Genomic DNA, 26,554 nt, shown 5'->3' with positions numbered 1-26,554 from the left:
TCAGGCGCGCCCCTGCATGACGACGAGGAAGCCGATCAGCATCAGGCCGAAGCCGACCACGAACTGCCAGCTGAGCTGTTCCTTGAAGACCAGCCAGGCGATCAGCGGCACCAGGCCCGAGCCCAGCATCGAGAAGACATAGGCGTTGGCCAGCGGCAGGCGGGTCAGGATGTAGAACCAGAAGACCGCCGTCAGCGCATACCAGCCGAAGGCAATCATCAGCGGCCAGTTCTGCAGCAGCTTCAGGACGAACGGCCCTTCGAGCCGGGCGCTGTAGATGGCCGCCCATTTGAACATCGCCTGGCCGATCGGCAGGGCGAAAGCGAAGGCCAGGCACATCAGGAACTCGCGCCATCCCATCGCCTCAGGTCCTCGCCAGCCGCTGGACGGCTCGAAGATAGGGGTGAAGCGGCTTGGAAGGCACGTTCAGCACGTAGAAGTTCAGGGCCTGGAGCAGAAGCTGGACCCCGATGATCACCGGCAGGGCCGCGGCCATGACCACGCCGGCCGAGGCCGCTTGGCCCGGCTCGCGCAGGGCCAGCCAGCGCAAGGCGTAGCCGACGCCGAACAGCAGGGCGACCGCGCCGGCCATCAGCTCCACCGTCGCCACGGTGAAATCGCGCACGAAGTACTGACCGACGATCCGCCGGACGAAATTGTGCAGATGGCGGAAGGCGAAGGGGCCGACGATGGCGCCGATCCGCAGGTTCGAGACCTCCTCGCCGTAGCGCGCGGGGATCGGCACGTCGCGCACGACCGCGCGCAAGGTGCCCAGATGGTAGAGGATGTCGGTCTCGAAGAAGTAGCGTTTGGAGACCTTCTTCTCCATCACTCGCCGGGCGACCAGGCTGTCGATGGCCGTGAAGCCGTTGGTCGGGTCGAAGACGTTCCAATAGCCGGTGGAGACCTTGGCCGCGAAGGACAGCGCTGCATTGCCGAAGATGCGGATGCGGGGCATCGCGCCCAGGTGGCTGATCGAGGTGAAGCGGTTGCCCTTCGTATAGTCCGCTTCCTCCAGGAGGATCGGGATCACCAGCTGCGGCAGATAGGAGAGGTCCATCTGGTCGTCGCCGTCGACCTTCACCAGCACCCGTGCGCCCAGGCGGTCGGCCTCGCGATAACCGGCCATTGTCGCGCCGCCCACTCCCTGGTTCTGGGGCAGCCGGATCACGACGACGCGAGGGTCCGACGCATTTTCCTCGATAAAATCGGCCGAGGCTTCGGGGCAGCCGTCGTCGACGCAGACGATCCCTTCCACCCAGGGTGGGATCTTCTCGATGACCGAAAGGATGTGTTCGCGCACACGGAAACAGGGGATCACCACCCAGACCCCGCCGCCGGTCAGGGTGATGTCGGACGGCGCGGGGGCCGTACGGCCGGCCGCCAGGCGGACGGAATGTTCGCTCGGCATCGCAGCGCCTCCCACGAGGTTCGGCTAACATGCGCCGGGCGGCCGTGCAAAGTCCGTCCACGCCGGCGAAAAACACCGCTCCGGAGCGCCTGGGCGCCATGCTTGCGCCGCAATATTCGACCTGTTACCTCCGCGCCTTGGTCGGGAGAAGCGATTGCAGACCGCACAGCATATGTTGAGGACCGGACGGCGCGGGCCGCTGTTCGAGTTCGGCATGGCCGCGCGCGATTTCCAGTCCTCGTTCCGGCAGATGGGTCTGGCCTGGTCGCTGGCCTGGCACGACGTGGTTTCGCGCTACCGCGGCTCGATCCTCGGGCCGTTCTGGCTGACGCTGTCCATGGGCCTGATGGTGCTGGGCATCGGCGTGCTCTACGCCCAGCTCTTCCGAATCTCGCTGCGCGAGTTCATGCCCTTCGTGGCGCTCGGCATCGTCTTCTTCGGCACGATCTCGACGATCGTGAACGAGGGCTGCGACACCTTCGTGCGGGCCTCGGGCATGCTCAGCCAGACCGCCCTGCCCATGTTCACCTTCGTCTGGCGCACCGTGCTGCGGAACCTGATCACGCTCGCCCACCACATGGTGATCGTGCTCGGCGTGCTGATCTATTTCGGCTTCTGGCGGGAGATGAACCTGCCGCTGGCGGTGATGGGCGTCCTGTTCCTGCTGGTCAATGCCGGCTGGATGAGCCTGACGGCCGGGATCGTCTCGGCCCGGTTCCGCGACATCCCGCAGATCGTCGGCTCTGTGATGCAGTTCGCCCTGTTCATGACGCCGGTGTTCTGGCGCCCCGACGGGCTGCGCGCCAACCATGCGCTCCTGACGCTCAACCCCTTCTATCACATGCTGGAAGCCGTCCGCGCGCCGCTGCTGGGTAAGCCGGTGGCGGCCGAGACCTACGCCGTACTCGCGGCCATGTCGCTGATCGGCTGGGGGCTGGCCTTCCTGCTCTTCGTGCGCACCCGGCGCCGGATCGTCCATTACCTATGACCGATACGCTCGCTTCCATCTCGGTCCGGGACCTGACGCTGAAGTTCCCGGTCTATGGCGTCGACGCCAAGTCGCTGAAGAAGCACCTGACCCAGATCGCCGTCGGCGGGCGCCTGCGCTCCACCATGACCGGCGCCACCGAGGTCACCGCGCTCTCGGGCGTGAACCTGGAGCTGCGGGCAGGCGATCGGCTGGGGCTGGTGGGCCACAACGGCTCGGGCAAGACCACCCTGCTGCGGGCGCTTTCCGGCGCCTACGAGCCCGACGAAGGCACCATCGAGGTGAACGGCCGCATCTCGGCCCTGCTCGACCTCGGCCTTGGCCTCGACCCCTCGGCCACGGGGATCGACAACATCAAGCTGCGCGGCCGCATCGCCGGTCTCTCCGCCAAGGAGATCGACGCGCGAATGGACGAGATCGCCGAGTTCACGGGGCTGGGCGCCTTCCTCGCCATGCCGCTCAAGACCTATTCCGCCGGCATGCAGGCCAGGCTCGCCTTCGCCGTCTCCACGGCGGTGGAAGCCGACGTGCTGCTGATGGACGAGTGGATCTCGGTCGGCGACGCCGACTTCCAGCGGATCGCCCACAAGCGCCTGCTGAGCCTCGTGGAACGGGCCGGCATATTGGTGCTGGCCTCGCACGACACCGAGCTCCTGCGGCTCTACTGCAACAAGGTGATGCGGCTGGAAGGCGGCGTCGCCTCTCCCATCGTGCCGATCCGCAAGCTCGATCAGCTGATGGCGGCCGCCTGAGGCTTGAGGGTCTCGGCGAGCAGGTCGGCGGTCAGAGCGCTGAAAGCGAGATCGTAGAGCTTCGCCTCGCGCCGCGCGCGCGACAGGGCCAGGATTTCGCCGGTCTCGAACACGCGGGCGAGGTGCGCTTCGTCCTCCAGGATCAGACCTGGGCCTTCCGTTCGGACGAAGTCGGCGACATTGCCGGTGTCGGCGTGGGTCACCACCGCTGCGCCGGCCGCGGCGGCCTCGTAGGCGATCAGGCCGAAGGTCTCCCGGCAGAGCGGCCAGACCAGGGCGACATCGACCTCAAGCTCCGCCAGGCGTTCGGCGATGGCGCCGTCGGCTTCGTGGAATTCGACCCCGCTCCTGTCGTTCGCGCGCCCCACGTGCAGGAAGCGGTAGCGGGAATCCTCGGCGAAACGCGCGGCTAGGGCTTCGAAGACGGGCCAGCCCTTGTGCGCCACCGGAAAGCCGGGATAGGCGACCCGCAACGGCCCTTCGGTCCCCGCCGGCGCCGGACGCCCGCGCACCAGCGTCGCATGCGGCAGGACCCGCTGGCCGGCATGGGGAAGCGTGACGGCGCCGCGCCAGGTCTCCAGCGCCGAGCGCGAGGGGGCGACGACGGTGAGCGACAGGCTCTCGAACAGGCGGCGGAAGGCCTCCATGTGCCGGCCGCGGTGCGGGCCATAGACGCAGATCCCGCAGGCGGCGCTATCCGGCGGCGGCGCCCCGCAGTCGGCCACGTCGTCGCGCATCAGGTGGAAGCCCGCGCAGAGGCCGGCGTAGTCGTGCAGCCAGAAGACGCCCTCATGCATTCCGCCGGCGGCAAGGATCGTCAGCACGTCCTCGACGACGTGGCCGAGCAGGCTGTGCAAGGCGAAGCTGCGGCGGCCGGCCTGCGGCCCGGCTGCGAAGGCCCGGGCGACGTCGGCGGCGGCGAAATACCCGACCGGCTCGCCGTTCCAGAGGACGCCGATCAGTTCCGCCGGCCGGCCGTCGCGGATGGTGGGATAGGGCGTGGCTGGAAAGAGATGCAGGTGGTCGAAGCTGAGCGCGACCAGGCCGGCGGCTTCCCGCCTGAGGCTGAGCTGCAGCCCGCCAAGATGGGCGGTGTAGTCGTCGTGGCTGACGGTCAGGTGCAGGTCGCCGGCCCCCGCCAGCCTTTCGGCCAGCCGGGCCGGCGGATCGGCCGGTCCGGCGCGGCGGCGGGTGTCGAGGATGTCGAGACGGTCGTCCAGCGGCTCCAGCCGCAGCAGGATCTCGTGCCGGAAGCCGAGGCTCGGCCGCACCTCGCGCCCTTCCGCCCGGCCCTTGGTCAGATAGTGGAGGAGCGGGTTCTCGCCGGTCTGGCGGACGTCCGGGTTCAGGCGGAGGTAATCGGCCATCGGGAACGCCGCGGAGGGATCGCGGCCCTCGCGCCAGCCGTGCTCCAGGAAGTGCTCGAGCGGATCGGCGCCCGCCGCCGCCACGTCGGGATTGCGCTCCAGATAGAAGCCCGCGTCGAAGGCGGCCTCCACCTGCGCCTGCAGCTCGGGCTCGAAGGCGGGAGGCGCCGAGGCCCTGCGCGGCCGCAGCCACCGTCTCGTAAGGGCGGAAAGCAAGTCGATCACTCCGAACGCTGCAGGCCGGGCCCGCGCAACGGGGATAGCGCCCGGCGATCTTACAGTATAGGGCCGGCGGCTCTATAGCTCGCGGGCTGGGGCGCACCTGAGGAGTCGCATGGGAATCGCACAGAGGCTTTGGGACGTCCTTCGTCCCGCCGCCGCCGTCGTGCTCGATTGGATCCGCCGCCGCCCCTGGCTGCACAAGCCGGTGCACGCGATCGCCGTCCGCCTGGCCAAGCGCCGGCTGTTCAGCATGATGATCAAGGAGGTTCTGGAGGAGCAGTACCTCACCGCCTACGAATACCAACAGTGGGTGGCGGCGAACGACACCCTGACCGAAGCCGACCGCGAGGCCATCCGCGCCGATGTCGCCCGAATGACCGATCCGCCGACGATCTCGGTCATCATGCCGGTCTACAATTCCGATCCCCGCTTCCTCCAGGAGGCCATCGGCTCGGTTCGGGGTCAGCTCTATCCGCACTGGGAGCTTTGCATCGCCGACGACGCCTCGCCGGCGCCGCACGTCTGGGCGATCCTCACACAGGCGGCGGCGGAAGACCCGCGGATCAAGATCGTCCGCCGCACGGCCAACGGCCACATCAGCGCCGCCAGCAACTCCGCCTTGGAGCTCGCGACCGGCCCGTTCGTGGCGCTCATGGACCACGACGACCTTCTTCCTGCCCACGCCCTGTACGAAGTGGCGGCGGAGCTGCAGGCCCATCCCGAGGCCGACATGCTGTTCTCCGACGAGGACAAGGTCGACAGCGAGGGCCGCCGTTCGGATCCGCATTTCAAGCCGGGATGGAATCCGGAGCTGCTGCTGGGCCAGAACCTGGTCAAGCACCTGTGCGTGATCCGCCGCGAACTGATCGCCGCCATCGGCGGCTTTCGCGAAGGTTTCGAGGGCAGCCAGGACTGGGACCTGGCCCTGCGGATCTCCGAAGTCACCGACCGCGTCCGCCATATTCCGGCGATCCTCTATCACTGGCGGCAGGAAAGCGGCCTGACCTCGTTTTCGGTGGAGCAGGCCGAGCGCTGCCAGGCCGCGGCGGGTCGGGCGGTCTCGGAGCACCTGGCGCGCACCGGCGCCCCCGGCGCCCGCGTCGAACTGCTGCGCAAGGGCGCGAGCTTCCTGGCGGTTGAGCGGCCCCTGCCTTCGCCGGCGCCTTCGGTCTCGGTGATCGTCCCCACCCGCGACCGGGCGGAGCTGCTGGCGCGGTGCGTCGACGGGGTGCTGAACCGCACGGACTATCCGGACCTGGAACTGCTGGTGGTCGACAACGACAGCGCCGAGCCGGAAACCCACGCCCTCCTCGAAAGGTTGAAGGCCGATCCGCGGGTGCGCATCCTGCCGGCGCCGGGCCCTTTCAACTATTCGAGGATCAACAACGCCGCCGTCCGCCAGGCCAGGGGCGAGATTCTCCTGCTGCTCAACAACGACGTGGCGGTGACCAAGCCCTCCTGGCTGAAGGAGCTGGTCGCCCAGGCCGCACGCCCGGACGTGGGAGCCGCCGGGGCCCTGCTCTACTACGAGGACGGCCGGGTCCAGCACGGCGGCGTGGTGCTGGGCGTCGGCGGCGATCCCCCGGTGGCGGGGCACCTCTATGCCGGCGCCCGCTCGGTCACCCGCAGCTATTACAGCCACCTGCGGCTGGCGCGGAACGTCTCGGCGGTGACGGCGGCGTGCCTGGCCATGCGTAAGGCCGTGTTCGAAGAAGTCGGCGGGTTCGACGAGGAGAACCTGGCCGTCGCCTTCAACGACGTGGACCTGTGCCTGAGGATCCGCGAGCGCGGGTACCAGATTGTCTGGACGCCGCGAGCTGCGCTCATCCACTTGGAATCGGCCTCGCGCGGCTCCGACACTCACGGCGCCAAAGCCCAGCGCTTCGGGCGCGAGATCGCCTATATGCGCGACCGGTGGGGCGCAGTGCTGGACAACGACCCCTATTACGGCCCCAACTTCGACCCGGCTCACGTGGACTACCGGCTGGCCACGCCGCCGCGGCGCGTCCGGCCCTGGCTGCGCAGCGCCGGCTATGGAACCGTGACCGGCTCGGCGACCGCGCAGTAGATCCAGCGAGCGGCCGCCCGGCGGTAGATCACCAGTCCGTAGCGCCCCGGCGCCACGTCGGCCAGGTCGACATCGGCGGCGAAGCCGCTGTTGCGGGCCGCCGGCTGGTGGAAGTGCTCGGCGACGTCGGGCCGGTCGCGGGCGACCTGCATGGCGCTCAGATAGTCGAAGCCGTCGGGGGCGGTGAGCCGCAGGAAACCCTCCTCCCGGCCGGGCCGGCGGCCGAGATTGGTGATCCAGCCCTCTGCACGCAGGCGGCCGTCGGCCACGGTCACGGCCTCCGGATTGCAGGCGGCCGCAGGCTCCGCCGTCGCCAACTCCTGCAGGGTCGGATCGCCGGTCGCAGCCCGCCGGAAGACCCCCGCCCGCGGCGCGCCGCCGGTCGCCCCGGCAGGGACTCCGACCGTCCTGCGGATCCGGGCCAGGGCGGCGTCGGAGGCCGGCGGCGCGGGCTGCAGGCTGAACCTCAGACCGGTTTCGATCACCTCCAGGATCACGACGTCGGGCGCATAGCGGTCGATCAGGTCCTGCCGCCAGGCGCCATCCTGATTGTGCGCCACGACGATCCGGCTGAAGTGCGAGGTGAGCAGCGGCAGGAGGGCCGTACCGAAGGAATCGATGGTGATCAGAGCCGTCGGCTTGCCGGCCACGCCGGTGTCGATCACCTGGGCACCCGTCCAGTCGTGATTGTCGGTGAGGTAGGTGATGCTCCGCCGTTGCTCGGCCAGCGGATCGCCCAGGATCCAATCCTCCAGCTTCAAAAAGCCGCCGACGCCCAGCATCTGGGCCAGGTCGCGCATCGGCGGGGCAGGCAGGGGCGAAAAGTCGATCAGCGGTCGCGCCGGCTCGTCGACCACGCCGAGCTGCTGCAGCCGGCGCATGAGTACGACATAGGCCGCGTGCGCGCCGGCGCCTGTCCAGTGGGTGTCGTAGGTCCCGTGGGTCTTCACGCCGGCCCGGACCGCGGCGGCGAGCGGCGCGTGCATGTAGAGGACCTCGCCGGCCTGCGCCCGCTCGGCCATCGCCGCCAGCCGCACCGACGCGCGCTCTTCGCTGGGGCCGTCGTACCAGGCCGGGGCGTATTGCGGATAGAGGGTCTCCTTCACCGGCGCGGCGACCACCAGATAGGGCGTGCCCCTGGCGCGCAGCGCCTCGGTGCGGCCGGCGAGGCCGGCGAGCTGCGCCTCGGCCTCCTCCGGCGCCAGCGGCGGAAGGCCCCGGGCTGGGCCCATGTGCGAACCGTCGTTGTAGTAGAGCCAGCCTTCCCGTCCGACGATCACGCGCTCCGAGCCGCTGACACGGAACGGCAGGCGCAGGTAGTTGAACGCCGCGATCAGCCGCGAGCGCGGTGGGAAGTGGTCCGCCACGTAGGCGTCCGCCTCGGCCCGGAAGGCGTCAAGGCCGGCGAGCGAGCGCGGAAGCGTCGGCGCGGGGGCGAGGGTCCGGTTCTCCCTCAGGTCCGGCTCAGGCAGGAACCGGGGGAGGATCATGGCCGCCGCCATCAGCAGGACTGTTGCGGCGACGAGGGTGCGCCAGTGTGCGGCGGGCGTCATGCCGTCAGAACCTGAAATAGAGGAAGGGGTTGAGGCTGGAATTGACCAGCATGGCGATGCTCAGGGCGAAGCCGATCAGCAGCGGCAGGATCGGCAGGATGTGGACGTTGCGGGTGTCGAGGTCCGGCGGCAGGTTCTCCGCCCGTCCCGCCGTAGGCGCCGCAAGCTGCGCCATGATCCTCGGCAGCAGCGGGAAGGCGAAGAGAGCGCCGACGAGGAAGGCGGCCATCACCTGCGCGTTCATGAGATTGGCCAGCGCCACGTCGGGCGTCCCCGCCTGGCCCAGGCCGCCCATGGCGCCCAGATAGTCGACGGCGCCGCCCAGGGTCTCGGCGCGGAAGAACACCCAGCCGACCAGCACCACCAGCAGGGCGTAGGCGTGCCTGAGGACGCGCGGCGAGGCCTCAAGGCCGCGCCCGAGGCCGAACCGCTCGATCATCAGGAAACCGCCGTGGAAGAGGCCCCAGACGATGAAGTTCCACGCCGCCCCGTGCCACAGGCCCGTCAGGAAGAAGACGACCAGCAGGTTGCGCACGGTGCGCGCCAGGCCGCGCCGGTTGCCGCCAAGGGGGATGTAGACGTAGTCGCGGAACCAGCTCGACAGGGACATGTGCCAGCGCCGCCAGAAGTCGGTGATCGACTGGGCGGCGTAGGGATAGTTGAAGTTCTTCGGGAAGGTGAAGCCCAGCATGAAGGCCAGGCCGATCGCCATGTTCGAATAGCCGCAGAAATCGAAATAGATCTGCAGCATGTAGGCGACCGCCCCCGTCCAGGCGGTGAGCGGGTCCAGCGCGGCGGGTGAAAGGGCGAAGGCGTAGTCGGCCACTGGGGCCACTGTGTTGGCGATCAGCACCTTCTGGCAGAGGCCGACGATAAAGTACTGCACCCCCAACCCCACGTGGCCGGTCTTGCGCCGGTCGGCGTGCATCTCGTCGCGGATGTGGGCGTAGCGGACGATGGGTCCCGCGATCAGGTGCGGGAACATCAGGATGTAGGCGGCGAACTTGTCGAGATCGCGCTCCGGCGCGACGGCGCGGCGATAGACGTCGAAGGCGTAGCTGATCAGCTGGAAGGTGAAGAACGAGATGCCGAGCGGCAGCTTCTGCTCGATGAGCGGGATCGGGTCGCCCGGCAGGATGCGGTTGAGGTTCTCGGCTGCGAAGCCAGCGTACTTGAACCAGCCCAGCACCGCCAGGTCGAGCGCCACCAGGGCCACCAGCGCCAGGCGCCGCCGGGTCTCGGTGGAGGCCCGGTCGATGAGCCAGGCCCCGCCATAGTTGAGGAGGATCAGGGCGCCGAGGAGGACGATGTAGGCGCCTTCGCCCCAGACGTAGAAGGCCGTGCTGCCGACCAGCAGCGCACCCGTCCGCCAGCCCGCGACGTAGTAGCCGAGCAGGAAGACCGGCAGGAAATAGAAGATGAAGATGATGGAGGAAAAGACCATCCGCCCCGCCGCGTGCCGCTCGGCGGCCAACCTGCCGCGAGTCGGCGGGTATTGCGCGCCGCTCGGCGGGATTCAACCGTGCAGCTTGTCGGGCGTGATGCTGATCAGGCCGCGCCGCTCCAGCTCGCCCAACATCTGGTCCACCGTCGAGCGCAGCTGCAGCATGCAGTCGGGCGTCAGGATCAGATAGCCCGAGCGCGTGGCCTCCACCTCGCCCGCGTCGTTGGCGATGTCGGCCGCGAAGACGAGCCGCATCACGCCCGACTGGAAGCCCAGGCCGGCCACCTTGTCGCCGAAGATCATCGGAAGGTCGAAGTCGGGGAGTCCGGGCGGCGTGGGCATGGTTTTGATTCTGGCATGATTCCGTTCGGGGCGCTTGGCCAGCGCCCCTGATCGGGGTTTAGTCTAGGCCGAAAGGGAGGACGAGCCATGCCGCGCTTTCAGGTGAGGCCGCTGACGCCGACCATCGGGGCCGTGATCGAGGGCGCCGACCTTTCCCGGCCGCTGGACGAGGAAGCCCTGGCGGAAATCCGCGGAGCCCTGCTCGATCGAAAGGTGATCTTCTTCGAAGACCAGCACCTGACCCCGGTGCAGCATCGCGACTTCGCCGCCCGCTTCGGGGGCCTGCACACCCACCCGCTCTACCCGGGCGTGCCCGAGGCGCCGGAGCTGTTCATCCTCGATAACCACAGGGACAATCCCACCGACAACGACAGCTGGCATACCGACGTCACCTTCATCGAGACGCCGCCCATGGCTTCGATCCTTTATGCCAAGCTGCTGCCGCCCTGCGGCGGGGACACCGTCTGGGCGGACATGCAGGCCGCCTACGAAGCCCTCTCGCCCGCCTTCCGTGAGTTCCTGGCCCAACTCGACGCCGTCCACGACTTCGCCCGCGGCTTTCCCCAGCGGGGGGTGGTCGCCCGCGGCGCCGGCGCGGAGAAGCACGCCAAGGCGCTGGAAGAGCATCCGCCGGTGCTGCACCCGGTGGTGCGGACCCATCCCGAGACGGGCGTCGACGCCCTCTTCGTCAATTATGGTTTCACCGAACGGATCAAGGGCCTGCGCCGCAAGGAGAGCGACGCCATCCTCTCCATGCTGTTCGACCACATCCAGAAGCCGGAGTTCCAGGTGCGTTGGCGCTGGACGGAAAACGCCATCGCCTTCTGGGACAACCGCATCACCCAGCACTATGCGGTCAACGACTACCTGCCCCACCGGCGGGTGATGAATCGGGCCACGGTCCTGGGCGACCGGCCCTATCACCGCTCGCGCCTGCCGGCGGGAATCAGGGCCGCAGCGGAATAGCCGCCGCCCGCGCCAGCGCCGTCATGCAGGCGCGGGAGGCCGCCGCCTGGTCTGCGGTCTTGTACTGCAGGGTGGAGACGCTCAGCGAGGTGGCGCGGCCGTCCAGGATCTGCAGCGCCGTATCGGCGACGCTCTCGCGGGCGTAGACCGCCGCCAGGCAGGCGTCGCGCAGGTCGCCGGGCGCGGGGGAGGTCTGCAACCGGGCGAAGGCCGATCGGCAGGCGTCCTTGGTCTGGGAGATCCGCGGACGGGCCGCCTCGCCGGGGGCGGCCGCAGCCGCAAGCGCGCCGACCGCGGCGCTCGCCTGCTCCATGGCCCTTTCGCAAGGGCCGACGATGTCGCGCACCAGGCGCACGGCTTCGGCCTGGGCGAGGGCGGGCCGTTCGAGGGTGGCCGCATCCTTGGGAAGATAGTCGGCCGGGTCTTCGCAGGCCGCCGTCGACAACAGAAGACCCAGCGCCAGGAGCATGCGCGCCACGGGGACACTCCAACATGTGCTGAACGCCCGGTTCGCGGCGCGTCCCCCGATGCGTCGGCGCCCGGACGCAGGCGGCCTCGGCCGCCCGCTCCGCGCAGATAGTGACGCTTGCCGCCGCCACCAAGGGGCGACAGCGTCATTTCATCGCAGGAAGAGGCCGGCGCAGGCCTCGACGATGGCGTCCACGTCCAGCCGATAGTGGGCGTAGAGGTCCGGCAGGTCGCCGACCTGGCCGAAGGCGTCCAGCCCCAGCGGCGCCACGCGCTGCCCCTTGACCCCGCCCAACCAGGAGAGCGCGCCGGGCGATCCGTCGATCACCGTCACGAGGCCCGCGCCCGGCGCCAGCACCGAGAGCAGTTCTTCGGCATGGGCTGCGCGAGGCGCCCCATCGCGCCAACGGCTGCGCTGCGCCGCCATCCAGTCGCGGTGCAGCAGGCCCGGCGAGACGACGTTGAGCACGCCCAGGCCGGGAATGTCGTCGGCCAGCGCCTCGGCGGCAACCAACACCTCCGGCGCCACGGCGCCGCAGAAGGCGATGGCGGCCTCGGAGCCGGGGCCCGGAGGCTTCAGCCAGTAGGCGCCTTTCAGCGCTTCGTCCCGCCAGGCGTCGTCGGCGCGTTCGACCTGGGCCATGGTGCGCGTGGTCAGGCGCAGATAGACCGAACCGCCCTCCGCCTCGTCCTGCATGTGCTCGAAGGACCAGCGCATGACCTCGGCCAGCTCGTCCACGAAGGCGGGCTCGAAATAGGTGAGCTTGGGCTGGCCGATCCCGATCAGCGGGGTGTGGATCGACTGGTGCGCCCCGCCTTCGGGGCCGAGCGTCAGGCCCGAGGGCGTGGCCACCAGCATGAAGCGGGCGTCCTGGTAGCAGGCGTAGTTCAGCGCATCGAGGCCGCGGGCGATGAACGGGTCGTAGACCGTACCGATGGGCAACAGCCGCTCGCCCCACAGCGGCGCCGACAGGCCGAGCGCCGCCAAGTTCAGGAACAGGTTGTGCTCGGCGATGCCGAGCTCGATGTGCTGGCCCGCCGCGCCGCCGGCCCATTTCTGGGCCGAGGGAATCTTCGCCTCGCGGAACACGTCGGGCGTCTCTCGGCGGCGGAAGAGGCCGCGCTGGTTCACGAAGCCGCCGAGATTGGTGGAGACGGTCACGTCCGGCGAGGTGGTCACCAGGCGCCCGGCGATGGGATGGCCGCTCTTGGCGAGGTCCAGCAGGATCCGCCCGAAGGCGGCCTGGGTGGATTGCTCCCGTCCCTCGGGAACGGGAAACGCCGCCCGTGGCGGCACGGGGACGGGCTCGGCGCGGTGGCGGCGCTGCGCCGGCTGGCCGAAGGGGGAAGCCTCGATGAAGTCCTGCAGGGCGCGGGCTTCGGTCTCCGGCACGCCGGCGAAGGGCTCCCACTCCTGCCCCTGCGGCACGCCGAGGCCCTCGCGCAGCGCCTCGATCTGGCCCGGCGTCATCAGGCCTGCGTGGTTGTCCTTGTGCCCGGCCAACGGCAGGCCGTAGCCCTTCACCGTATAGGCGATGAACAGGGCGGGCGTGTCGTCCTGGGCCTGGGCGAAGGCCTCCAGCAGGGTCTCCACACAGTGGCCGCCCAGGCCGGTCATCAGGCCCGCCAGGCTCGCATCGTCGTATTCGGCCAAGAGGACGGCGACTCCGGGCTTGTCGCCGATGTCGCGCATCAGGCGTTCGCGCCAGCCGCCGAGATAGGTCAGCGCCGCATAGTCGGCGTTCGGGCAGGCGTCGATCCAGTCCCGCAGGTGCTCGCCGCCCGGGCGGGCGAAGGCGGCGAGCTGGGCCTTGCCGTATTTCAGGGCCAGCACCCGCCATCCGGCGGTGGCGAAGATGTCGTCGAACCGGTCGAACATCCGGTCCGCGGTGGTCGCATCCAGGCTCTGGCGATTGTAGTCGACGATCCACCAGCAATTGCGGATGTCATGCTTATAGGCCTCGATCAGGCATTCGTAGATGTTGCCCTCGTCGAGCTCGGCGTCGCCGAGGGTCGCCACCATGCGCCCCTCGCGGGCCGGATCGAGCCAGCCGTGGGCCTTCAGATAGTCCTGGGTGAGCGAGGCGAAGGCGGTGACCGCCACCCCCAGCCCTACCGAGCCGGTGGAGAAGTCGACGTCGTCCTTGTCCTTGGTGCGGGAAGGATAGGACTGGGCACCGCCGAAAGCGCGAAACCGCTCCAGTTGGTCGCGGCTCTGGCGGCCAAGCAGGTACTGGATCGCATGGAAGACCGGGCTGGCGTGCGGCTTGACCGCCACCCGATCCTGCGGCCGCAGCGCATGGAAATAGAGCGCCGCCAGAATGGTGGTCATCGAGGCGCAGGAGGCCTGGTGCCCGCCCACCTTCAGGCCGTCCCGGCTGTTGCGCAGATGGTTGGCGTTGTGGATCGTCCAGGCCGACAGCCAGCGCAGGCGCTCGTCGAGGCGGGCGAGGTGCTCCACGGTGCGGTCTTCGGCGATGGAGGCGAGGCGGGGGCGCGGCGGCATGGGATCGTCCGGTCTGATCCCCTCGACCTATCATGGGCGTCGCCGCAGGACTTTGCAAAGACGGCCTCATCCAGCAGCTGGAGGGGGCAGATTCTGCCCCGGCGCGGGCCTATCGCGACCGGCGACGCCGGATTTCCCGCCCGTCGGCGGGCAAGCTCACCAGATCCCCGTCCCGGGCGATCCAGAGCTGGCCGTCGAAGCGTCGCCGGGCGCCGTCCAGGAACGGTCCGCGCAGGGCTCCGATCCGCAAGGGCGGCACGAGGTGGGTGAGCAGCAGCGCCTGGACGCCCGCCGCCCGGGCGGTGTCCGCAGCCTCTCCGGGCGTCGAATGATAGTCCGGAATGTCGGCGAATACCTTGGCGAGGTTCGGCCGGCCAGCCTCGACAGCCGCCTTCTGCATGAGGCCGACCAGACGCGGCGAAAGCGCCTCGTGCACGAGGAGGTCCGCGCCCTTGGCGGCTGCGGCCAGGGATGGCGAGCGCGCCGTGTCGCCGCTGACCACGATGCTGCGCCCCTTATAGTCGAAACGGTAGCCGACGGCGGGGGAGACCGGCGAATGATCCACGGCGAAGGCCGTCACCCGCAGCCCGTCGGCTTCGAAGACCGTAAGGGTCTGTCCCGGCGGGGGCGGTGAGAAAGGCTGGGCGGCCAGGCCGAATCCCTCCGGCGGAACTACGGCTGGGCCGTGGTGGGCGACGCGATAGCCTCGGTCTGGTCCATAGGCGAGGTTGAACCCCTCGGCCACCTGCTCGACGCCCGCGGGGCCGGAGAGGGGCAAGGGCGTGCTCGCCGCGCCGCCGGCCCAGCGCTGCAGCGCAAGCGCGCCCAGGCCGTCGATGTGATCGGAGTGGAAATGGGTGAGGAAGACGCGCTCCACCCGGGCCGGCGGAAGGCGCCCGAGGGTCAGGGTCTCGGCCGCCCCCTCCCCCGCGTCGACCACATAGAGCCTCTCGCCGGCGATCACCGCCAGACAGGGGCCGCTGCGGTCCGGGTCCGCCAGCGGCGATCCCGAGCCGCAGACGAAGGCGTGCAGGCCGTCCGGCAGTTCGGCGATCACGTCGGAACTGAGATTTCGCGCCACGAGCCGGCTCATGGCCGCCTCGGCGAGCGCCCCGCGCGCGAGAATGGCCGCCGCGCCTGTCAGAACGAGAACGACGAGAACACCGATCAGAATCCGCTTCACCGCCGCCCCCATGTATTGGCATTATATATGCCATTATTTTTCGTCAGGCGCAACGGATCGCAAAAAAAGGGGGGGTCTTGACCTTCCCATCATGGGAAGGTCCATCTGAGGCGGGCGTCGACAAGCCAGGAGGCCTCTCATGCCCGCCGCCAAGGTGATCCCCATCGAAATTCCCGTGCTGGGAATGACCTGCGCCAGCTGCGTGCGGCGGGTCGAGAACGCCATCGCCGCCACGCCCGGCGTGATGAGCGCCGCCGTAAATCTGGCCGCAGAGCGCGCCCGCGTGGAGCTGGCCGAGGGGGAGAGCGCCGCCCCCGTCGCCGAGGCGATCCGAGCGGCCGGCTACCGGCCGATGGAGCGCACGATCGCCCTGAAGATCCGCGGCATGACCTGCGCCGGATGCGTAGCCCGCGTAGAACGCGCCCTGCGATCCGTTCCCGGCGTGCTGAGCGCCGAGGTCAGCCTGGCGAGCGAAACCGCCCAGGTGACGGTGCTCGAAGGCGTCGTCGACGTCGCCACCCTATCGGCGGCGGTCGCGGCCGCCGGCTATGGGGCCGAGCCCCTGGGCGCGCCCGACGCCGAAGACGCGGACCGGGAGCAGAGGGCGCGGGCTGCAGAGATCTCCGGGCTGAAAAAGGCGCTGGCCGTCGCGGCGGCGGCGTCCGCCCCCCTGTTCCTGGTGGAGATGGCGCGCCATTTCGTGCCGGGCGCGCATCACTGGCTGGCCGCGAGCCTGGGCGAGCAGCCTTGGCGGCTGATCAGCTTCGGCCTGGCGGCGCTGGTGCTCTTCGGGCCGGGCCTGCGCTTCTATCGCAAGGGCGTCCCCAATCTGCTGCGGCGGACGCCGGACATGAACTCCCTGGTGGTGCTGGGCGTCAGCGCGGCCTTCGCCTATTCCGCCGTCGCCACCTTCGCCCCGAGCCTGCTGCCGCCCGAGGCGAACCACGTCTATTACGAAGCCGCGGCCGTGATCGTGACCCTGATCCTGGCCGGGCGGTTGATGGAGGCCCAGGCCAAGGGCCGCACCAGCCAGGCCATCCGCCGGCTCCTGAGCCTCCAGGCCCGGACCGCCCGCGTGGAGCGGGAGGGCCGGGAGGTCGATGTTCCCATCGGCGAGGTCGCCGTGGGCGAGGTGGTTCTGGTCCGCCCCGGCGAACGGATCCCCGTGGATGGAGAGGTGCTGGACGGCGCTTCTTACGTGGACGAGTCCATGCTGACCGGCGAACCGGTTCCGGTGCGCAAGGGCCCGGGCGACGAGGCGACCGGCGGCACGCTGAACAAGACGGGGGCCTTCCGCCTCCGCGCCACGCGCGTGGGCGCCGCCACCGTGCTGGCCCAGATCGTGCGGATGGTGGAGGCGGCTCAAGGATCCAAGCTGCCGATCCAGGCGCTGGTGGACAAGGTCACCGCCTGGTTCGTGCCGGCGGTGATCGCCACGGCCCTGGCGACCTTCGGGATCTGGTTCCTCTTCGGCCCTTCGCCCGCCCTCAGCTTCGCGCTGGTCAACGCCGTGGCGGTGCTGATCATCGCCTGCCCCTGCGCCATGGGGCTGGCGACGCCGACCTCGATCATGGTGGGAACCGGTCGCGCGGCCGAGCTTGGGGTGCTGTTCCGCCAGGGCGGCGCCCTGCAGGCGCTCGGCCAGGTGAAGGTGGTCGCCTTCGACAAGACCGGCACCCTCACCCAGGGCCGGCCCGGCTTGACCGATCTCGAGCCGGTGGAGGGCTTCGCCGAGGATGAAGCCCTGCGCCTCGCCGCCGCCGTGGAGGCGAGATCTGAGCATCCCATCGCCGAGGCGGTGGTGCAGGCCGCCCGCGAGCAGGGTCTCGATCTGCCCCCGATCGAAGACTTCCAGGCCGAACCCGGCCTCGGCGCCCGGGGGCGCGTGGAGGGGCGCGAGGTTCTGGTGGGCTCCGGCCGCTTCCTGGAGAGCCGTGGGATTTCGGCCGCGCCCCTGGCCGCCGAAGCCGAGCGCCTGGGCGGCGAAGGCAAGACCCCGATCTACGCCGCTGTGGACGGGCGCCTGGCCGCCGTTCTGGCGGTGGCCGATCCGGTGAAGGCCACCACCGCCGAGGCCCTGGCGGCGCTGCACGCGGCCGGGGTGAAGCTCGCCATGATCACCGGCGACAACCGGCGGACGGCGGAAGCCGTCGCCGCGCGGCTCGGCCTCGACGACATCGCCGCCGAGGTGCTGCCCGAAGGCAAGGTGGCGGCGCTGGAGGCGTTGAGAGCCCGCTACGGCGCCGTCGCCTTCGTCGGCGACGGGATCAACGACGCCCCGGCTCTGGCCGCCGCCGACGTGGGCGTCGCGGTCGGCGCCGGCTCCGACATCGCCATCGAGAGCGCCCAGGTCGTGCTGATCGGCGAGGACCTGCGTCCGGTCGCTTCGGGGATCGTCCTGAGCCGCGCGGTGATGACCAACATCCGCCAGAACCTCGCCTGGGCGTTCGGCTACAATGTGCTGCTGATCCCGGTCGCCGCCGGGCTGCTCTATCCCGCCTTCGGCCTGCAGCTCTCGCCCATGGCGGCGGCGGCGGCCATGGCGCTCTCCAGCGTCAGCGTGGTCGCCAACGCCCTGCGCCTGCGCGGCTTCAAGGTTCGCCAGGTCAATCACAGGCCCCGGGCCGGCAAGCTTCGCCCCGCCTACGCCTGAAGGAGCCCGCCATGAACATCGGACAGGCCGCCCGCGCCACCGGCGTCTCGGCCAAGATGATCCGCTACTACGATGAGATCGGCCTGGTGCGCCCGGCCAACCGCACGGATTCGAACTATCGCGAATACGACGCTCGCCAGGTCAACGAGCTGAAGTTCATCAAACGCGCCCGCAGCCTGGGCTTCTCGGTGCCGGAGATTACGCGCCTGCTCTCGCTCTGGCGGGATCGCGAACGCCCCAGCCGCGAGGTCAAGGCCATCGCCGAGAAGCACCTGGCCGAGCTGGACGCCCGGATCGCCGAGATGCAGGCCATGGCCGACACCCTGCGCCACCTGGCCCATTGCTGCGCCGGCGACGACCGCCCCGATTGCCCGATCCTGGCGGACCTGACGGGCGAAGCGCCGGCCTAAGGAGTCTCGCCGAAGAGATCGCTGGCCGGCGGGGCCGCAGGAGTCTCCGGCTCGGCCTTGCGCGAGAGCAGGAACAGCGCCGTCTCGGCCCGCCAGTTCTCGATCGGCCGCGACGGGTCGGCGGGGCGCGCCGATTTTCCGGGCGCAAGTGCTACGCAGGCGTCGATCCTCAGGCCCAGATCGTCGCAGAGGGCGGTGAAGTCGCGCAAGGTGCAGAGGTGGATGTTCGGTGTCGACCACCAGGGCTCTGGCAGGGCCTGGGTCTCCGGCATCCGCCCGGTGGTGAGCAGCGCCCAGCGCACCCGCCAGTGGCCGAAGTTCGGCAAGGAGACCACCGCCCGGTCGGCGATGCGGAGCAGTTCGTCCAGCACGCGACGGGGATCGCGCACCTGCTGCAGGGTCTTCGACAGAATGGCGTAGTCGAAGGCGCGGCTGGGGAAGTGGTCGAGATCGCGGTCGGCGTCGCCCTGGACCACCGCCAGGCCGCGCGCGAGGCAGGCGGCCACGCCCTCGGCCGAGAGCTCCAGCCCCTGGCCGTCGACCTCCTTCTCCTTCGTCAGCAGTTCGAGAAGCTCGCCCTCGCCGCAGCCGACGTCGAGCACCCGCGCGCCCGGCCGCACCAGGCGCAGGATCTCACGAAAGTCTTCCCGCAGCGGCTTCAAGCGATCCCCCGCCGTTCCGCCGCGGCGGACAGGAAGCCGCGCAGCGCCGAGTCCAGGGCCGGTTCGTCCAGGAAGAAGGCGTCGTGGCCCTTGTCCGTGGTGATCTCGGCGAAGCTGGCGCGGCAGCCGGCGGCGTTGAGGGCGCGGACGATGTCGCGGCTCTCGGCGGTCGAATAGAGCCAATCGGAGGAAAAGGAGAGCACGCAGAAGCGCACGTGCCGCGCCCGGCGGAAGGCTTCGGCCAGGACGCCGCCATAGCCCGCCGCCAGGTCGAAATAGTCGAGGGCGCGAGTGATGTAGAGGTAGGAGTTGGCGTCGAACCGGTCGACGAAGCTGGCCCCCTGGTGGCGCAGATAGCTCTCCACCTGGAAGTCGGCGTCGAAGCCCCAGGAGAGGCCGTCGCGCTGCAGCTCGCGGCCGAACTTCCGCTGCAGGGCCGGCTCGGAGAGATAGGTGATGTGCGCGGCCATCCGCGCCACCGCCAGCCCCTTCTCGGGCTTGACGCCGTAGAGGTCGTAGGCCCCGCCGCGCCAGTCGGGGTCGGCCATGATCGCCTGGCGGCCGACCTCGTGGAAGGCGATGTTCTGGGCCGAATGACGCGCGGCCGCAGCGATGCAGACCGCCGAGAACAGCTTCTCCGGATAGTCCGCCGCCCACTGCAGCACCTGCATCCCGCCCATCGATCCGCCCACGACGGCGAACAGGGTCTCGATGCCGAGCGCCTCGATCAGCATGGCCTGGGCGCGCACCATGTCGGCGATGGTGATCACCGGGAAAGACAGGCCGTAGGGCCGGCCGGTGGTCGGGTCGATGGAGCCGGGGCCGGTCGAGCCCATGCAACCGCCGATCACATTGGTGCAGATGATGAAATGGCGCTCCGGGTCGAGCGGCAGGCCCGGGCCGACGAACCGGCTCCACCAGCCCGGCTTGCCCGTCGTCGGATGGGTCGAGGCCAGATGCTGGTCGCCCGTCAGGGCGTGGCAGACGAGAACGGCGTTCGACTTCTCCGCATTGAGCCGGCCATAGGTCTTGTAGGCGATCTCCAGCGGGCTCAGCAGCGCGCCGGAATCCAGGCGCAGCGGCTGGTCGGCGGGAAAGCGTTGCGTCCCGCCGCCGGTCTCGCTCGTCGGGATCTCGACCGCGGTCATGGCGCGCCTTGGACCGCCTCGCTCTTTGCATGTCAACCGCTTCGCTTGGCGGCCCGGTGCGGCTATGACACGGCGGGCGCGGCGGAGAGAGCATGGAACGTCTGATCTTGTTGAGGCACGGCAAGGCCGAGCGGGATTCCGAGAGCGGGCAGGACTTCGACCGCAAGCTGACCGGCCGCGGCCGCCGCGAATCGGCCGAGATGGCCCAGACTCTCGCCGACCTCGGCCTGGTTCCCGACCTAGTGCTGGTTTCGCCCGCCGTCCGGACCCGCGAGACTTGGGAGGCCTGCGCCCCAGCCTTTCCCGGCGCCCAGGCGCGATGGGAGCCTGAACTCTACCACGCCGAGGAGCGCGTCGTACGCCGTGCCGCCGAGGCGGCGGGAGAGATCTCGCGAAACGTCATGGTGGTCGGCCACAATCCGGGCCTGCAGGAGCTGACCATCCGGCTGCTGGCGGAAGGCGGCGCTCCGCCGGCGCTGCGCGCCAAGGCGCACGGAGCCTTTCCCACCGCGGCCGCCGCGGTCTTCCTGTTCGACGCCGTGGGCCGGCCGGCCTATGACGGCCTCTTCTTCCCGCGGGGCTGACGGCGTGGGGCGCATCTACAAGATCCTGAGCCGCGCCGAATGGGCGGCGGCGCAGGCGGCCGGCGCTTTCGAAGGCTCCGCCGTCGACCGGGCTGACGGCTTCATCCACTTCTCCACCGCCGCCCAGGCGCCCGAGACCGCCCGCCGCCACTTTGCGGGGCGACCCGATCTATTGGTGCTGGAGGTGGAGGCCGACGACCTGGGGCCGGCCCTGAAGTGGGAGCCTTCGCGCGGGGGCGATCTTTTCCCGCACCTCTACGCCCCCTTGCCGGTGGCGGCCGTGCGCGGGGTCGCCGAGGCGCCGCTGGGCGAAGACGGCGTTCCGCGCCTGGGAGACCTCACGTGAGCGCCCTGCATGACCTGGCCGCCCGCGCCCTTCACACCCTGGACCCGGAGGAGGCCCATAAGCTGACCGTTCGGGCCCTGGCCCTGGGGCTCGGCCCGCGCGGGGGCGGCGACGATCCGATCCTGGCGACGGAGGTGGCGGGGCTGGCCCTGCCCAACTGCATCGGCCTGGCCGCCGGCTTCGACAAGAACGCCGAGGCCTTCGGCCCGATGCTGGGCGCAGGCTTCGGCTTTGTGGAATGCGGCACCGTCACGCCTCTGCCCCAGGCGGGCAACCCGCGCCCGCGGCTGTTCCGGCTTTCGGAAGACCGGGCGGTGATCAACCGCATGGGCTTCAACAACGAGGGCCTGGAGGCCTTCGCCGCCCGCCTGGCGCGGCGCGGCCCAGGCGTGGTCGGCGCTAATATCGGGGCCAACAAAGACGCGGCCGACCGGATCGGCGACTATGTGACGGGCCTGAAGCGGCTGTGGGGGCTGGCCTCCTATTTCACGATCAACATCTCCTCGCCCAATACGCCGGGGCTGCGCGCGCTGCAGACCCGCGCGGCTCTGGAGGAGCTGCTGGGCAGATTGGCCGAGACCCGCGACGCCCTGCCGGCGGAAGGCCGCGTCCCGATGTTCCTGAAGGTCGCGCCCGACCTTGAGGACGGAGAGGTCGAGGCGATCGTCGAGACCGTGATCGCCCACGGCCTATCCGGAATCATCGTCTCCAACACCACGATCTCGCGCCCGGCCTTGCGTTCGCGCCACGCCGGCGAGGCCGGCGGCCTTTCCGGCGCCCCTCTGAAGCCCCTGGCCGCGGAGATGATGGCCCGGTTCCATGCGGCGGCCGGCGGCCGCACGGCCCTGATCGGCGCCGGCGGCATAGAATCCGGCGCCGACGCCTATGCCCGCATCCGCGCCGGAGCCAGCGCGGTGCAGCTCTATTCCGCGCTGGTGTTCGAAGGGCCGGGCCTGGTGACCCGGATCAAGCGCGACCTCGCCGCCCGTCTGCGCGCCGACGGCTTCGCTTCCGTGGCCGCCGCGGTGGGTGCAGGCTGAGGCGGTGAAGGGGAAATCGACCCCTGCCGCCGGACGTCGCGTTGCCGAAGCGGCGCAGGCGCCTTAACGGGAGGAGTATGGCGGACGCCTCCTCGCCGCAGGAGCCCACACGGCAGCCCGCGCGCCGCTTCTTCTGGCCCGGCGGCCTTTCGGCGCGCCTGCTGATCCTCACCACGTTCTTCGTCGCCGGCGCTGGTCTTCTGGCCCTGCCGCCGACCTTGGCGGCGTTCGAAGAGCAGTGGCTGCTGGACCGGGTCCGCGCGGCGGAACTCGCCTCCATGGCCACAGACGTCGATCCGAACCAGGTGATGAGCGAACAGCTGGCCGCCCAGCTGCGCGAAGGCGCCGGCGTGCAGTGGGTGGCGATCCAGAAGGACGGCAACCGCTTCCTGAAGGTGCCGGGCCCGCGGCTCGAACGCACGCCCTATCTGGTCGATCTGCGCGATCACTCCGCGGTTTCCTGGCTTTCGGCGCCGTTCCAGACCCTCTTCGGGTCCGGCGAGGACCGGATGGTCCGGGTGGTGGCCGAGCCCCGCTTCTACGAAGCCGAGTTCATCGAGGTCGTGGCGCCGGACACCGAGCTGCGGGAAGAGCTGCGCCGCTATCTCTGGCGGCTGTTGCTGGTCATGGCTTTCGTGGCGGGCTTTGCAGGCTTTCTGGTCTATGTCTCGCTGAACTACTTCCTCGTCCGGCCGATGCAGCGAATCACGCGGTCCATGGAGCGGTTCGCCGCCGATCCGGACGACCTTTCCGCCCGTATCCAGCCCTCCGGTCGTCGGGACGAGATCGGGCGGGCCGAGGCCGAGCTCGACAGGATGCAGTCGGAGCTGCGTGCCGCCCTGGCTTCCCGCGCGCGCTTGGCGGCGCTTGGCGAAGCGGTGGCCAAGATCAACCACGACCTGCGCAATATGCTGACCAGCGCCCAGATCGCGTCGGAGCGGCTGGCCGCTCTCAAGGACCCTAAGGTGCGCGAAGCCATGCCGCGTCTGGAACGGGCGCTGGACCGGGCGGTGAAGCTGGCCTCCGACGTCCTGACCTACGGCAAGACCCAGGAGCCGGCGCCGGACCTGAAGACCTTCCCCCTCGCGCCCGCGCTCCAAGCTGCAGCGGAGGAGGCGAGGCTGTCGGCCGAAGGCGTGCGCCTGGTCTCCTCGGTCGGGCCCCTCGCACAGGTGACGGCCGATCCGGACCAGCTGCACCGAATCCTGGTCAATCTGATGCGCAACGCCCGCGAGGCCGTGGAGCAACAGGCCGGACGCTCGGGCGGCCAGGTGACCGCCTCTCTCACCCAGGTGGACGGCGCTTCGGTGATTCGCCTGGCCGACGACGGCCCTGGGGTTCCCGAGCGGGCGCGCGAGCGGCTGTTCCAGCCTTTCGCCGGCTCCAGCCGGCCGGGCGGGGCGGGGCTGGGCCTGGCCATCGCCCGCGAGCTCGCCCTGGGCCATGGCGGCGATCTGGAGCTGGTGGAGACCGGGCCGAGGGGCTCGATCTTCGCTCTTTTCCTGCCCGGCGCGCCGCCGCCGCTCAAGGCGCCGCGGCGACGACGCGCCAGTCCGCAGGCGGCCTGAACGTCAGAATCCGGCCGCCACACCCTCGCGGCGGGGATCGGCCCCGCCCTGGAGCCCCTCCGGCGTCGCCATCACTCCGTGCAGGCCCGAGCCTTCGCCGCCGGAGCCGCGGAAGACGATCCCCTTCTCGGCCAGGGCGTCCACAACGCCGGGCGCGAACTTCGCCGGCTCGGCGGCGATGTTATCGCCGCGGGCGATCAGGTTCGGCAGGGCGATCGCCTCCTGCATCGAAAGCTTCCAGTCCAGCACGCCCACCAGGGCCTTCAGGTTGTAGGCCAGGATCGAATTGCCGCCCGGGGAGCCGACGGCCGCGACGAAACGGCCCTGGCGGTCCAGCACGATGGCAGGCGACATGGATGAACGAGGGCGCTTGCCCGGCGCCACGGCGTTGGCGGCCGGAACCCCGTCGGAGGTGGTCGGGGTGAACGAGAAGTCGGTCATCTGGTTGTTCAGGAAGAAGCCGCCCGCCATGCGGCCGGACCCGAAGATGCTCTCCACCGTGGTGGTCATGGAGACCACGTTGCCGGCGGCGTCCACCACCACGAAATGCGAGGTGCCGGCCGGCTCCCGGGTGGCGTCCGGCGCGCGCACGCCGGCGCCGCGCGGCGCGCCGGGGGGCGGGGCCGGGCCGGCGCGCTCGCCGATCAGCTTCACCCGCGCGTCCAGATAGGCCGGCTCGAGCAGCCCTTCCACCGGCACGTCCACGAAGTCTGGATCGCCGAAATAGCGGTCGCGGTCGGCATACATCAGGCGGCTGGCCTGGGCGAACAGGAACCAGGCCTGGGGATCGGCCGGGCCGCGCTCGGCGATGTCGGTCCGCTCCAGCAGCCCCAGCCCCTGCAGCACCGCCGCGCCGCTGGACGGCCCATCGGGGACGCAGACCACATAGATCCGATAGGGGCGGCAAACGGCGGGCCCGACCTTCGGGCGGTAGGCCTTCAGGTCGGCCAGGGACAGGGCGCCCGGCAGCGGCCCTTGAGCCACCTTGGCGACGATGGCCTCGGCGATGGATCCCTCGAGAATCGCCTTCGGTCCCTCGGCGGCGATCTTGCGCACCGTCGCGGCGTAGGCCGGGTTCTTCAACACGTCGCCAGCGGCGTAACGGGTTCCGTCGGCCTTCGTGAAGTAGGCCGTGGCGTCCGGCGTCTTCGCCTGCGGGATCGCGCCGTTGATCATGCCGGCGAGGCGCGGGCTGACCACGAACCCTTCGTCGGCGAGGCGCTCGGCCGAGCCGAACAGGTCCTTCCAGGCCAGCTTGCCGTGCTCCGCCTGGGCCAGGGCCAGCATGGCGACCGCGCCCGGCGCGCCGGTGGCCCGGCCCGAAGTCACCGCCTGCAGGAAGCCGATGGGCTTGCCGCTCTCGTCCAGGAACATGTCAGGCGTCGCGCCCGCGGGCGCCGTCTCGCGGCCGTTATAGGCGACGACCTTGCGGCTCTTGGCGTCGTAATAGGTGAGGAAGGCGCCGCCGCCGAGGCCGGAGCTCTGCGGCTCGGTCAGGCCCAGCACCGCCTGCACGGCCACGGCCGCATCCACCGCCGAGCCGCCACGCCGCAGGACCTCGAGCCCCGCCTCCGTGGCATGCGGGTTGGCCGAGGCGACCATGGCCCGCGGGCCGGGAGCGGCGGCGGCGTCTTCCGCCCGGGGGACGGAGCTGCAGGCGGCGGCGAACAGGGCGAAGGCAAGGACGGCGGATCGGAACGGCAACACAGGCGCCTCGATGAAAGCTTGACGACGGCGCGCACCATATCGGCCTGCGCGTGGACAACAATCGCCAAGCCGTGCTTTGCCTTTGGCGATGAGTGATTTCCCGAAGGCTGCGCCCGGCGCGCGCAATCTGATCACCGACGTGCCGGGCCTGAAGGTCGGCCAGGCGCAGGATCCCGCCATGCGGACCGGCGTCACCGTGATCCTGCCGGACGCGCGCGCGGTGGCGGCCTGCGACGTGCGCGGCGGCGGCCCGGGCACGCGCGAGACCGACGCCCTGGCGGCCGAGAACCTCGTCGATGCGGTCGACGCCGTGGTGCTGTCCGGCGGCTCGGTCTATGGCCTGGCCGCCGCCGACGGGGTCGTCGCCTGGTTGGGGGCTCAGGGGCGCGGCTTCGGCTTGGTGAACCTGCCCGGCGTGCCGCCCTCGCCGGTCGTGCCGGCGGCGATCCTCTACGATCTCGCCAACGGCGGGGATAAGGCCGCCTGGGGCGAGGATCCGCCCTATCGTCGCCTGGGCCGGGAGGCTGCCGCCGCGGCCGGTCCGGATTTCGATCTCGGAACCGCCGGCGCGGGATTCGGCGCCATGGCCGGAAGCCTGAAGGGCGGAACCGGCTCGGCCTCTGTGGTCGCGCATGACGGCCTGACGGTCGGCGCGCTCGCCTGCGTCAATTCCTGGGGCTCGGTGGTGGCGCCCGGCGGCCGGGCCTTCTGGGCCGCGCCGTACGAGATCGGCGAGGAGTTCGGCGGCCTGGGCGCCGGGCGCCTGCGCGCCGCGCCGGAGGATTGGGGCCCGGCCAAGCGCGAGGCCGCGCCCCGGACCAACACCACCATCGCCTGCGTGGCCACCGACGCCGCCCTCACGCCCGCCCAGGCCCGCCGCGTGGCGGTGATGGCCCAGGACGGCCTGGCCCGCGCGATCCGGCCCGTCCACGCTCCCTTCGACGGCGACGTGGTCTTCGCCCTCTCGACCGGCCGGCGCCCCCTGCCTGCGCCGGCGGAGTTCGCCGTCGCCCGGATCGGCGCCCTGGCCGCCGACTGTTTGGCCAGAGCCGTGGCGCGCGGGGTCTATGAAGCTGCGGCCTGGCCGGGGGCGCGCGCCTGGCGCGACCTGCCCGTCGAGCCGTAGGGCGGCCGGTCGTGACGACTTTGGTCAAATGCAGCAGGGG

Annotated in this window: 23 protein-coding genes; 11 read left to right on the top strand and 12 right to left on the bottom strand. The window is 70.5% G+C overall.

The annotated features are described in order from the left end of the window. Window positions 1–360 (bottom strand): hypothetical protein, encoded by a 360-nt coding sequence (locus tag ACK41C_RS08090; RefSeq protein WP_409652568.1) that lies wholly within the window; start codon window positions 358–360, stop codon window positions 1–3. A gap of 4 nt (window positions 361–364) precedes the next feature. Then, window positions 365–1,411, bottom strand: a complete 1,047-nt coding sequence (locus ACK41C_RS08085) for a glycosyltransferase family 2 protein (protein ID WP_409652565.1) — start codon at window positions 1,409–1,411, stop codon at window positions 365–367. Window positions 1,412–1,583: 172 nt separating this feature from the next. On the opposite strand from ACK41C_RS08085, the gene ACK41C_RS08080 reads away from it, so the two are divergent. Next, window positions 1,584–2,399, top strand: coding sequence for an ABC transporter permease (locus ACK41C_RS08080; protein ID WP_409652563.1), 816 nt, complete (start codon window positions 1,584–1,586; stop codon window positions 2,397–2,399). Next, on the top strand, window positions 2,396–3,151 hold the full coding sequence (locus tag ACK41C_RS08075; RefSeq protein ID WP_409652560.1) for an ABC transporter ATP-binding protein: 756 nt from the start codon (window positions 2,396–2,398) through the stop codon (window positions 3,149–3,151). The genes ACK41C_RS08080 and ACK41C_RS08075 overlap by 4 nt, the downstream gene beginning before the upstream one ends. Here the strand turns inward: ACK41C_RS08075 and ACK41C_RS08070 are convergent. Next, on the bottom strand, window positions 3,130–4,734 hold the full coding sequence (locus tag ACK41C_RS08070; RefSeq protein ID WP_409652556.1) for a hypothetical protein: 1,605 nt from the start codon (window positions 4,732–4,734) through the stop codon (window positions 3,130–3,132). The genes ACK41C_RS08075 and ACK41C_RS08070 overlap by 22 nt on opposite strands. A gap of 118 nt (window positions 4,735–4,852) precedes the next feature. On the opposite strand from ACK41C_RS08070, the gene ACK41C_RS08065 reads away from it, so the two are divergent. Continuing rightward, on the top strand, window positions 4,853–6,808 hold the full coding sequence (locus ACK41C_RS08065; protein ID WP_409652553.1) for a glycosyltransferase family 2 protein: 1,956 nt from the start codon (window positions 4,853–4,855) through the stop codon (window positions 6,806–6,808). On the opposite strand, the gene ACK41C_RS08060 is transcribed toward ACK41C_RS08065, so the two are convergent. The 3 genes from ACK41C_RS08060 to ACK41C_RS08050 all read right to left on the bottom strand — a co-directional run bounded on the left by ACK41C_RS08060 (window position 6,772) and on the right by ACK41C_RS08050 (window position 10,147). After that, window positions 6,772–8,361 carry an alginate O-acetyltransferase AlgX-related protein gene (locus ACK41C_RS08060; RefSeq protein ID WP_409652550.1) on the bottom strand — a complete coding sequence of 530 codons (1,590 nt, stop codon included), beginning with the start codon at window positions 8,359–8,361 and terminating at the stop codon, window positions 6,772–6,774. The two genes, ACK41C_RS08065 and ACK41C_RS08060, sit on opposite strands and share 37 nt — an antisense overlap. Window positions 8,362–8,365: 4 nt before the next feature. Beyond that, entirely contained in the window at window positions 8,366–9,805 is a 1,440-nt protein-coding gene (locus tag ACK41C_RS08055; RefSeq protein WP_409652548.1) for an MBOAT family O-acyltransferase, read from the bottom strand. A 72-nt stretch (window positions 9,806–9,877) separates the two neighbouring features. Then, window positions 9,878–10,147, bottom strand: coding sequence for a hypothetical protein (locus ACK41C_RS08050; protein ID WP_409652545.1), 270 nt, complete (start codon window positions 10,145–10,147; stop codon window positions 9,878–9,880). 87 nt (window positions 10,148–10,234) lie between these two features. Here ACK41C_RS08050 and tauD point away from each other — a divergent pair, with 87 nt between their 5' ends. Further along, window positions 10,235–11,113, top strand: a complete 879-nt coding sequence (gene tauD, locus ACK41C_RS08045; protein ID WP_409652542.1) for a taurine dioxygenase — start codon at window positions 10,235–10,237, stop codon at window positions 11,111–11,113. On the opposite strand, the gene ACK41C_RS08040 is transcribed toward tauD, so the two are convergent. The 3 genes from ACK41C_RS08040 to ACK41C_RS08030 all read right to left on the bottom strand — a co-directional run bounded on the left by ACK41C_RS08040 (window position 11,094) and on the right by ACK41C_RS08030 (window position 15,270). Next, the gene (locus ACK41C_RS08040) at window positions 11,094–11,591 is read right to left on the bottom strand and encodes a hypothetical protein (protein ID WP_409652540.1); all 498 of its coding nucleotides are present in this window, start codon (window positions 11,589–11,591) and stop codon (window positions 11,094–11,096) included. The genes tauD and ACK41C_RS08040 overlap by 20 nt on opposite strands. 141 nt (window positions 11,592–11,732) lie before the next feature. Then, entirely contained in the window at window positions 11,733–14,087 is a 2,355-nt protein-coding gene (locus tag ACK41C_RS08035; protein WP_409652537.1) for a transketolase, read from the bottom strand. A 109-nt stretch (window positions 14,088–14,196) separates the two neighbouring features. Then, on the bottom strand, window positions 14,197–15,270 hold the full coding sequence (locus ACK41C_RS08030; protein ID WP_409652535.1) for an MBL fold metallo-hydrolase: 1,074 nt from the start codon (window positions 15,268–15,270) through the stop codon (window positions 14,197–14,199). A gap of 139 nt (window positions 15,271–15,409) precedes the next feature. On the opposite strand from ACK41C_RS08030, the gene ACK41C_RS08025 reads away from it, so the two are divergent. Next, entirely contained in the window at window positions 15,410–17,923 is a 2,514-nt protein-coding gene (locus ACK41C_RS08025; protein ID WP_409652533.1) for a heavy metal translocating P-type ATPase, read from the top strand. 11 nt (window positions 17,924–17,934) lie between these two features. After that, window positions 17,935–18,333 (top strand): Cu(I)-responsive transcriptional regulator, encoded by a 399-nt coding sequence (gene cueR, locus ACK41C_RS08020; protein ID WP_409652531.1) that lies wholly within the window; start codon window positions 17,935–17,937, stop codon window positions 18,331–18,333. On the opposite strand, the gene metW is transcribed toward cueR, so the two are convergent. Both metW and ACK41C_RS08010 read right to left on the bottom strand, forming a co-directional pair. Continuing rightward, the gene (gene metW, locus ACK41C_RS08015) at window positions 18,330–18,995 is read right to left on the bottom strand and encodes a methionine biosynthesis protein MetW (protein WP_409652529.1); all 666 of its coding nucleotides are present in this window, start codon (window positions 18,993–18,995) and stop codon (window positions 18,330–18,332) included. The genes cueR and metW overlap by 4 nt on opposite strands. Next, complete coding sequence (locus tag ACK41C_RS08010) at window positions 18,992–20,143, bottom strand: homoserine O-acetyltransferase (RefSeq protein ID WP_409652526.1); 1,152 nt, start codon at window positions 20,141–20,143, stop codon at window positions 18,992–18,994. Before ACK41C_RS08010 ends, metW begins: the two co-directional genes overlap by 4 nt. A 92-nt stretch (window positions 20,144–20,235) precedes the next feature. Here ACK41C_RS08010 and ACK41C_RS08005 point away from each other — a divergent pair, with 92 nt between their 5' ends. From ACK41C_RS08005 to ACK41C_RS07990, 4 genes are all read left to right on the top strand, one after another. Continuing rightward, window positions 20,236–20,727: a SixA phosphatase family protein gene (locus ACK41C_RS08005; protein WP_409652522.1), complete on the top strand. Its 492-nt coding sequence runs from the start codon at window positions 20,236–20,238 to the stop codon at window positions 20,725–20,727. A 4-nt stretch (window positions 20,728–20,731) separates the two neighbouring features. After that, on the top strand, window positions 20,732–21,073 hold the full coding sequence (locus tag ACK41C_RS08000) for a DUF952 domain-containing protein (protein ID WP_409652520.1): 342 nt from the start codon (window positions 20,732–20,734) through the stop codon (window positions 21,071–21,073). Continuing rightward, window positions 21,070–22,113 carry a quinone-dependent dihydroorotate dehydrogenase gene (locus ACK41C_RS07995; protein ID WP_409652517.1) on the top strand — a complete coding sequence of 348 codons (1,044 nt, stop codon included), beginning with the start codon at window positions 21,070–21,072 and terminating at the stop codon, window positions 22,111–22,113. The genes ACK41C_RS08000 and ACK41C_RS07995 overlap by 4 nt, the downstream gene beginning before the upstream one ends. Window positions 22,114–22,190: 77 nt before the next feature. Then, window positions 22,191–23,681, top strand: a complete 1,491-nt coding sequence (locus ACK41C_RS07990) for an ATP-binding protein (protein ID WP_409652514.1) — start codon at window positions 22,191–22,193, stop codon at window positions 23,679–23,681. Window positions 23,682–23,684: 3 nt separating this feature from the next. On the opposite strand, the gene ggt is transcribed toward ACK41C_RS07990, so the two are convergent. Beyond that, the gene (ggt, locus tag ACK41C_RS07985; RefSeq protein ID WP_409652511.1) at window positions 23,685–25,388 is read right to left on the bottom strand and encodes a gamma-glutamyltransferase; all 1,704 of its coding nucleotides are present in this window, start codon (window positions 25,386–25,388) and stop codon (window positions 23,685–23,687) included. Between the two features lie 88 nt (window positions 25,389–25,476). On the opposite strand from ggt, the gene ACK41C_RS07980 reads away from it, so the two are divergent. Continuing rightward, window positions 25,477–26,514, top strand: coding sequence for a P1 family peptidase (locus ACK41C_RS07980; protein ID WP_409652508.1), 1,038 nt, complete (start codon window positions 25,477–25,479; stop codon window positions 26,512–26,514). Window positions 26,515–26,554 lie beyond the last annotated feature (40 nt).

Origin of the sequence: Phenylobacterium sp. (genome assembly GCF_046290725.1) — a bacterium.
In the GTDB taxonomy this organism is placed as follows: Bacteria; Pseudomonadota; Alphaproteobacteria; order Caulobacterales; family Caulobacteraceae; genus Phenylobacterium.
This window is presented reverse-complemented; position numbering and strand designations above follow the sequence as displayed.

What these genes read in the sequence shown, in the direction of transcription:
- ACK41C_RS08090 (WP_409652568.1), bottom strand. Translation starts at nt 360, where the DNA reads ATGGGATGGCGCGAGTTCCTGATGTGCCTGGCCTTCGCTTTCGCCCTG.
- ACK41C_RS08085 (WP_409652565.1), bottom strand. Translation starts at nt 1,411, where the DNA reads ATGCCGAGCGAACATTCCGTCCGCCTGGCGGCCGGCCGTACGGCCCCC.
- ACK41C_RS08080 (WP_409652563.1), top strand. Translation starts at nt 1,584, where the DNA reads ATGTTGAGGACCGGACGGCGCGGGCCGCTGTTCGAGTTCGGCATGGCC.
- ACK41C_RS08075 (WP_409652560.1), top strand. Translation starts at nt 2,396, where the DNA reads ATGACCGATACGCTCGCTTCCATCTCGGTCCGGGACCTGACGCTGAAG.
- ACK41C_RS08065 (WP_409652553.1), top strand. Translation starts at nt 4,853, where the DNA reads ATGGGAATCGCACAGAGGCTTTGGGACGTCCTTCGTCCCGCCGCCGCC.
- ACK41C_RS08060 (WP_409652550.1), bottom strand. Translation starts at nt 8,361, where the DNA reads ATGACGCCCGCCGCACACTGGCGCACCCTCGTCGCCGCAACAGTCCTG.
- ACK41C_RS08055 (WP_409652548.1), bottom strand. Translation starts at nt 9,805, where the DNA reads ATGGTCTTTTCCTCCATCATCTTCATCTTCTATTTCCTGCCGGTCTTC.
- ACK41C_RS08050 (WP_409652545.1), bottom strand. Translation starts at nt 10,147, where the DNA reads ATGCCCACGCCGCCCGGACTCCCCGACTTCGACCTTCCGATGATCTTC.
- tauD (WP_409652542.1), top strand. Translation starts at nt 10,235, where the DNA reads ATGCCGCGCTTTCAGGTGAGGCCGCTGACGCCGACCATCGGGGCCGTG.
- ACK41C_RS08035 (WP_409652537.1), bottom strand. Translation starts at nt 14,087, where the DNA reads ATGCCGCCGCGCCCCCGCCTCGCCTCCATCGCCGAAGACCGCACCGTG.
- ACK41C_RS08025 (WP_409652533.1), top strand. Translation starts at nt 15,410, where the DNA reads ATGCCCGCCGCCAAGGTGATCCCCATCGAAATTCCCGTGCTGGGAATG.
- cueR (WP_409652531.1), top strand. Translation starts at nt 17,935, where the DNA reads ATGAACATCGGACAGGCCGCCCGCGCCACCGGCGTCTCGGCCAAGATG.
- ACK41C_RS08010 (WP_409652526.1), bottom strand. Translation starts at nt 20,143, where the DNA reads ATGACCGCGGTCGAGATCCCGACGAGCGAGACCGGCGGCGGGACGCAA.
- ACK41C_RS08005 (WP_409652522.1), top strand. Translation starts at nt 20,236, where the DNA reads ATGGAACGTCTGATCTTGTTGAGGCACGGCAAGGCCGAGCGGGATTCC.
- ACK41C_RS07990 (WP_409652514.1), top strand. Translation starts at nt 22,191, where the DNA reads ATGGCGGACGCCTCCTCGCCGCAGGAGCCCACACGGCAGCCCGCGCGC.
- ACK41C_RS07980 (WP_409652508.1), top strand. Translation starts at nt 25,477, where the DNA reads ATGAGTGATTTCCCGAAGGCTGCGCCCGGCGCGCGCAATCTGATCACC.